Below are 7345 nucleotides of genomic sequence, written 5' to 3' on the forward strand. Positions count from 1 at the left end.
AAGAAAAGGTAAAACAGGCTGGCCCATTATCGACTTTTCCAGGCGGTTTTTCCAGCCAAGTTTTTTAGGTTTAGGTGCCCGCCTCAGGGGGTAGGCAATGGGGTAGGGCTTGGGGAAGAACGAGAAGGTTGCACACGAATTTCTCCCAGCCAAATCTGAGGGTCAGCCTGTTGGAGATGTTGACGCCAGTTTTGGGCAGCAGGGGACGGGATCCCTTCTGAATTCAAAGACCAGCTCCAGCCGATCACCTGTGGCCACTGTTGGCTTTCTAGCCCCTCCAGCCAGGCTTCCGATGCTTCGGTGCTGGGATCCAGTCCCCCAATCAGCAAAGGCACCTCGGAGTGCAAGGCCGTGAGGCGGTGATAGACCTCCTCAAACCCAGTGGGATCCCCGGACAGGTGCACCCTCAACCAATCCATCTCCATAAATCTGGCCCAGGTGGATCCGGCTTCTGCACCCTCCCCCTCCAGTTCCAAAACCCAGAGCAAGTTGCTGTCGGAGCGCAAGGTTTGCATCAGGTGTTGGTAGGCCCGTTGTTGGGTCTGCGAATCTCCGTCCCCAGCGGCGACTGCCAACAGGATCGGGGTGGCAAAGCGTTGGATCCCTTGCGCCCAGGATCGTAAGGTCTCATCCTGTTCCCCAGCTGCCACCGCAGAGAGATGGGCCTGATCAAAGCGCAAGCGTAGGTAAGGTACCGAGCCACTTTCTCGAATCCGATTGGCCAACTGCTGGGGAAAGTCCTGACGTGGATCCCAGAGATGCTCCACCTCTACCCAGGCGGGGGGCTGACCGATAGCTTGTCGATAGGCAAAGAGTTGCTCCCGAGTCGGAGATCCCGGCCATGTGGCGGCATGGTACAGCTTACCCGCAGGGGGCGGTAGCGGCTTGCCCCGTTGGAATGGGGCAGAATCCGGTGGAATTGGGGAAGTCAGTAGCAAATCCAGCTGTAGCGGCGGCACTGGAGTAGCGGAGCTGGAATCCGGCAGGGCAAAAGGCAGGGTCCAAGCGTGTTCTTGGAATTGGCCCCGGCTGATCTGCCCGGAGTTGAAGTCTTGAGGTGGGGGCAGAGGCTCTAGGGCTACTTCTCCCCAGGCGGCCCGCTGGATTGCGAGGCGCACCCCTTCGCCAGGATGAATCAGGGGCGTGGTAGTATCCAGTTGCAAGGTGCCCCTGAGGTGGGTGGCAGTGGTGTTGGGCTGAATTTGGACAGAGAAGGTGAGCTGGTCGGGACGGTAGGTGCCGAGGGCACGGGACGGGGGTGTTGGGGTCGGGGATCCCGGTTGCCATTGCAGGCTATCGCAGTCGGTGCAGGGGAGGATGGCTTGGGGGGTTAGGGAAACCGGGACTTCACGGGCTGTCTGCAATTGTTCGGGGGTGATGACAAAGCTGGCCCATAGGTGCTTAAGTCGGGGATCCCGACCGGGTTGAATATCGGAAAAGGTTTGGCCCTCAGGGGTTGCCGTGCGGGTGCCAACAGCAGTGCCATCCAAAGGAACCGTAGAAACCGGATCATCTGAACAGCCGCTCAGCAGCCCGACCGCAAGGAGCAGCGGCAGCCCCCATCGGAGCGAAGAGTTAGAACTGGATCGCTGGCTCGGGGATCCCCGCATTGTCTCACCTCAGTCACATCACCACTCAGGCCCATTGGGCCCGCAGAACTCCCTCCCACCAGAGGGATCCTCACCCATCAGCACCGTTATGCCTTGTCTGGCGCAGCTTGGGATTGATCTCGATCACACCCCCGCTAACCCTGGCCAAGGGATCCCGACTTATCCTGGCGGTGCCGCCACCGCTTCCGGGTAAATGGTCAACATCCCCTCGTAGAGAATCTGACCGGCCTGCAATTCCAAGCGATCGATGCGCACCCCAGGATCCAACTGAATCGGGAAATCCGCCAAACCAGGCACCGGGATCTCCTGCCCCTCACTCACCCATACCGGGTTCACCAACAGCAGCTGGTTTTGGTTCTGGGCCTGCAACCCCGTCAGCACCGTGATTGGAACTGCTGTCCCTTCTGGGGTGGTTAAATTGGCCTGGATGCGCACTCGCCCTTCTTCCAAGGTGACATTGGGCTGGCTGATCAAAAAGGGTACCGACTGATCCCCAAAGGGCAACTGAACTTGAGCTTGCGCCAGTTGAGACTGGATCAAGGGCGCTTGCAGGGTGCGGTTCAGATCATCCTCCGTCAGGCGCAAACTCACCTGCACAGGGACGGGAGCCAAAAGCCGCAAGGGGCTACGGCCTTGTACGGCTTCGCTCACATTGAGGCGGATATCCTGGCCACGAATCTGCAGTTGGCTTATCTGAAACCCCTGATAGCTGAGATTGTCCCCCGCCACCTGGGCTTGAGGGATCTGGCCATTCAAAATTTGGGAGTCGGAGCCCGTGATTTGCACCTGCAGATTATCCACACTCTGCACCTCAGAGCGAATCCAGGCAGCCACCAAAGGATTCAACAGGGATCCGGCAATTTGAGCAAATGCCGGCCAGGTCAAAAACCAGGTAAAAAACATGGCGGGTAGGCTCAGCAGCAGTGCTAACCCCAACTGTCGCCCTGATGGTAAGGGCCTGACTTTGGGGGAAGACTGGCCAGATTCCGGCCAGCGGGGAGAAGTGTGCAGCACTTTAGCACCTCAGAATAGACGAAAACTGACGTGGCAGCCTTACTTCATAGGGTACGGCATCGCCCCAATCCCAACAGTGGGATCCCCCGCATACCTAAGGTTGTCTATCCCTCCATCCATTGCGCCCAACGGTAGACCAGTCGCAGGTAATGCAGCCGCAACCCTGGCCAAGGGAAAGACCGCAAGGGTTGACGAAATAGGGCACTCATTTGGGCAGGGATCCCGGCACTCTCTTGCGCCAGTTTTTGACCGGCCCAGACGGCGGTGGCTACCCCGCTGCCATGATAAGCCAACCCATACCATAGGCTGGGATCCGCACTGGAGCAACCGATATGGGGGTGAAGCTGGCGGGAAACACAGGCCAACCCATTCCAAAAGTGCTCGATCTCCACCCCTTGCCAAGCTGGGAAGAGGGTGTACAGCCGCTGAGTCATCCAATCTCGCAAGCGTTGCCGTTCCGCTGGAGTATCCCGCGTCCCTCCGCGACCGCCAAACAGCAAGCGCCCATCCGGCAGCAGCCGATAGTAAAACAGCAATCGCCGTGTGTCGTAGAGCGGGGTGGGATCCCACCAGCCTTGGGCTTCTTTTTCGCTGGCAGTTAGGGGTCGGGTCACCAGAATATTGGAAAGTACTGGCAACAGGGATCCCTGTAAGGTTGGGTGCAGCGCTTCCGGGGTATAGCCATTGGTAGCTACGATGACCTGCTTGGCCCGCAAAACGCCCCCGGCGGTATGCCAAAGGTGCCAGGATCCCACTTTTTCCCAGGCCAGCACCGGACTACGGCTGTACAGTTGCGCTCCCCGTTGACGGGCAGATTCCGCCAGCCCTTGGGTAAGCTTGAGGGGGTTGAGGCCAAACCCGACCCCGATATGCAGAGCACCATAATTCTCTTGGCTGTTGAAGCCCTGTTCCCGCAGTTCCGCAGCAGTGAGCAACCGGGCCGGATACCCTGCTACCTGAGTGTAAATGAGGTGATCCGCTTCCAGTTCCCGCCAGGATTGCGGACGATGGGCCACCACGTAGCAGCCCTGCCCCTGGGGATCCACCGAGAAGCCCTCCGCCTCTGCCAGAGCCAACACCCCTTCTACTGCTTGCCGTTGATCCTGGTAGTAGCGCTCTGTCTCCGCTTGGCCCACCCGTTTCACCATCCCAGCATGAGATAAATTGCTGGCCCCAACCCCACAAAAACCACCGTTGCGTCCAGAAGCTCCCCAACCCAGGGATCCCGCCTCTAGAAGATGGGCCTGAATGTGGTGATCACGGGCCAGATGCAAGGCCGCCGATAACCCGGTTAACCCACCCCCCAAAATGGCGACATCACAGCTCACGTCCTGTTGTAAAGGAGCGGGATCCCGCCAACTGAGATCCGCAAGGGTGGTGTCCCAGTAGCTGCCCACCGGCAGGGCTGGATCATAGGTGCTGGGAGGGTAGAGCGCCTTCTCAAGAAAAGTATTTAGCCGTGTGACAACCCTTTCTTTAATTCCTTCTTGAATCATCTCACCCAGGAATTTTGCACCTTTGGAAGCCTGAAGATCATTGCTTGGTCCGGTGAACCGTCCAGGAAGGCCCTGATATGGATTCAGTCAATAGGCGGGTCCTCTGCGGTAGCCCCGGCCTCCCAATCATCAGGAGTGTTGTAGTCCAGAAAGATATCCGCCGTGTATAGCTCCACCTCTTGTACCCGCTTGCCCAGGTCATGCAACAACTGCCGCAAGCCCAAGGTTTCTTCTTTGAGGTGTAACAGTTCCTCCCGCAGGCGTCCATCGATCAGAGTGGGATGGCCACGGCGGCCCCGATGCACCGGTACAGTGGCCAGGGAACGATGGCGCAGATGGTACTCCAGCAGACTGTGGTAGATCCAAGCAGGACGGGGTTGATCCACCGCTGAAATGCCCAACAAGCGAAAATCCGCTGGGATCCCTTCCACGCCAACACGAATGGAATGGGTCTTGCCTGCTTCGGGATCCGGGTTGATCAGCACCTCCGCCCCCTGCAAATGGGGTTCGGCAGCCGCCAAGTTATGGGATCCCAGCACAACCCAGGGCTGAAACCCCGCCTGTCGCCACTGAGAAATCTGATAAGACAGCAAGCTTTGTCCCTCTTTCCACGGCAAGAAGGCTTTAGGCTCCCCCATGCGGGTGGAAAACCCGGCGGATAGAATCAAGGCATGTACGTTGAGATCACTTGCCAAGTAGCTTCACCAAGACGATGCCGAACAAATAGAGAAACGTCACCGCTCCCGCCAAAAGACTTTGGGTCAGAGGATCCGTAGAAGGGGTTAAAACCGCCCCCGCCACCACCGAGCCAAGAACCACATAGCGCCAGCCCTTAAACATTTGCTCCGCCGTAACCAGACCCAATCCCCCTAGCAGGGCCTGCAAAATCGGCACTTGGAACGCCAGCCCTGTGCTAAACAGCAGCAGCAACACAAACTCAAAATATCGGTCGATCGACCAAGCCTGATCCACCACCCCTTCACCGTAACGAATGAAAAAGTTCAGCGCCGCCGGAATCAGCAAATAGTAGGCAAAAACCAGACCCGCCACAAACAGGATACTTGAGCCAAACACCACCGGCCCCAGCAACCGCCGCTCCTTGACGCTCAGCCCCGGCAAGACAAAACGGGCAATTTGATACAGCAAAAACGGGGTGGCCAGCAGCAGTCCAGAATAGGCTGCCACCTTCACGGATACGAAGAAATACTCTCCGGGGGCCAGTTGCAAAAAGGTTACCCCTTGGGCGGGCACCTCCAGAAGGGCGACAATGCGGTTCACCACCACAAAGCAGGCGATGATGCACACCACCACCGCGATCACACTGGCAAACAGGCGGCTACGCAGCTCCTCCAAATGTTCCATCAAGGTCATCTCGACCTCATAGGGAAATTCGGGATCCACCGCTGGCTTGGAGTCGGAGGCAACTGGTTTGGAGGCTTGCTCCGGGGACTTCGTCTCAGAGGCAAGGGTCATGGGCCGAGGGGTAACGAAATGTTCTCCGATATCTTAGCGCTGCCGCGCCGCTAGAGCGAGAGCGCTGCCGCGCCGCTAGAGCGTTGACTCTTCAAGCCGCCCCTAGGGCAAAAGCGCTGCCAGATCAGGCCAGGGATTCGATTCCTTCATAGTGCCAACAGGGATCCAACCCCCAAAAGACCAACCTAACAGACTCCCAAGCTGGAATCTGGAATAAGGCTGCCTAAGAGACAAGAAAATATAGTAACTAGTACAATTTTGATCCAAACTGTAAGAGGCTAGCCGAGGTGTTGCCCTTAAGAATCAAGGATCCCGTCCGAGCCGCTTTTTTTGTGTTTCCTGACACTAGATTTTGAGGACATGACCATGAGTGCGGATCTGAAAACTGTCTTCCAGGACATTCACGAGAAGGTCTTGCAGGGCAAAGCAATGGAAACGGATGTGTATTGCCACAAGTGTTGCACGATAGCTTAAAAGACAAGAAAAAGGGCCAGATATGATAATCTAGGCCCTACAAACAAAATATTTAGCAATGACTAGCTTAAGCTATTTTCCGAGGATTGTCAAACCTCTACTGGCTAGCCTCCCTAGCCACGACTATCCGGTGATGAACACCCAATTGTTCGTCAAGATCTGGCTGACCTATATTTTCGATAAATCAGTCACAAGCCTGAGAGACCTATTCTTCCAACTTAACCACAGCGGCGTGAAAGGTAGTTTATCTTCATTCTCTAGAGCGTGTTCAAGCCGGGGATTACAGTCTATCAATCGCTTATTTGTGGAATTGCTCCATCAAGTTCGTCGTCGATCCAGACGAAAAGATGTGATTATCTGTCCCTTTGACTCAACAATAATTGGATTAACGAGCAAGCTCTTTTGGGCGGAGCACTATCATCAGGTCAAGCTGTTAACTTCATTAAATCAAGAGACACGAGCACCTAGCGAGTTTTTAATCCATTTTGGAGAGAGACATGACGCATATTTTGGGGAGTTAGTCTTAGGGATGATCCCTGAGAATGGCTTAGCAGTAGGGGATAGAGGGTTTGCGAGCAAAGAATTATTCAAGCAGTTTATCGACAGTGAAAAGTTATTTCTGGTTCGCATCAATAGCCACTGGACTATCCATAATGATAGTTGCATTGATGTGGTGGGAAGAAGGTGAGGGTGGTTAGTTTTTGTGACCTAGAAAAGCGGACAGAGTATCGTTTAGCCACGAATGTGCCCCAAGAAGTGATGAGAGATGACGAGATTATTGAAGCGTACAGACAGCGATGGGGAATAGAGCTGCTATGGAAGTTTCTCAAGAGCCATCTAAAACTTGAGCGACTTGCGACAAAGAATGTGAATGGAGTAACGATTCAAATATACATGGTGTTGATAGCGTATCTAATCTTATTGATGATAGAAATTCCGAAAGTGTATGGACAGAAATTATTTAGATAAGTTGAGATACATTCAACTGATTATCCATCAAGAAGGCAGTTTTGTGGCTTGGATAACCCGCATAGCTGGAGACCCTAAAGTGTAAAGTATTGTGTCTGAATGCAACACTTATGATCTTCCTCCTCACCCACTTTCTAGTTACAAGACATGGAGATCTTCCACCAGAAATGATATGGCTCCATCCTGGTTGACTGACAAAACTAATCGGTGACATAGCAGTACGTGTGTATTTTGAATTCGATTCGATAGGTACGCTGGTCATGCTGCTTCCGAGACGCCATGGTTGGTTCAGGATCGCGGTTACAGGTG

At 55.0% G+C, this 7345-nt stretch carries 7 protein-coding genes; 2 read left to right on the forward strand and 5 right to left on the reverse strand.

Features of this window, described 5'->3' with window-relative positions:
* Nucleotides 1–83: 83 nt before the first annotated feature.
* The 5 genes from JX360_RS14275 to tatC form a co-directional block, all read right to left on the reverse strand.
* Nucleotides 84–1610: a hypothetical protein gene (locus JX360_RS14275; RefSeq protein WP_244352239.1), complete on the reverse strand. Its 1527-nt coding sequence runs from the start codon at nt 1608–1610 to the stop codon at nt 84–86.
* A gap of 159 nt (nt 1611–1769) precedes the next feature.
* A complete protein-coding gene (locus JX360_RS14280; RefSeq protein ID WP_244352241.1) occupies nt 1770–2624 on the reverse strand; it encodes an LmeA family phospholipid-binding protein in 855 nt (284 codons plus the stop codon).
* A gap of 104 nt (nt 2625–2728) precedes the next feature.
* Nucleotides 2729–4120 (reverse strand): NAD(P)/FAD-dependent oxidoreductase, encoded by a 1392-nt coding sequence (locus JX360_RS14285; protein ID WP_244352243.1) that lies wholly within the window; start codon nt 4118–4120, stop codon nt 2729–2731.
* 83 nt (nt 4121–4203) lie between these two features.
* A complete protein-coding gene (locus JX360_RS14290; protein ID WP_244352245.1) occupies nt 4204–4815 on the reverse strand; it encodes a nucleotidyltransferase family protein in 612 nt (203 codons plus the stop codon).
* Complete coding sequence (tatC, locus tag JX360_RS14295) at nt 4805–5593, reverse strand: twin-arginine translocase subunit TatC (RefSeq protein ID WP_244352247.1); 789 nt, start codon at nt 5591–5593, stop codon at nt 4805–4807. The genes JX360_RS14290 and tatC overlap by 11 nt, the downstream gene beginning before the upstream one ends.
* Before the next feature lie 607 nt (nt 5594–6200).
* Between tatC and JX360_RS18055 the strand changes: the two genes are divergently transcribed.
* Nucleotides 6201–6755 (forward strand): transposase, encoded by a 555-nt coding sequence (locus JX360_RS18055; RefSeq protein WP_425244415.1) that lies wholly within the window; start codon nt 6201–6203, stop codon nt 6753–6755.
* 2 nt (nt 6756–6757) lie between these two features.
* Nucleotides 6758–7036, forward strand: a complete 279-nt coding sequence (locus JX360_RS18060; protein WP_425244416.1) for a transposase — start codon at nt 6758–6760, stop codon at nt 7034–7036.
* The last annotated feature ends 309 nt before the right edge of the window (nt 7037–7345 follow it).

It is taken from the genome of Thermostichus vulcanus str. 'Rupite' (genome assembly GCF_022848905.1).
Taxonomy (GTDB): domain Bacteria; phylum Cyanobacteriota; class Cyanobacteriia; order Thermostichales; family Thermostichaceae; genus Thermostichus; species Thermostichus vulcanus_A.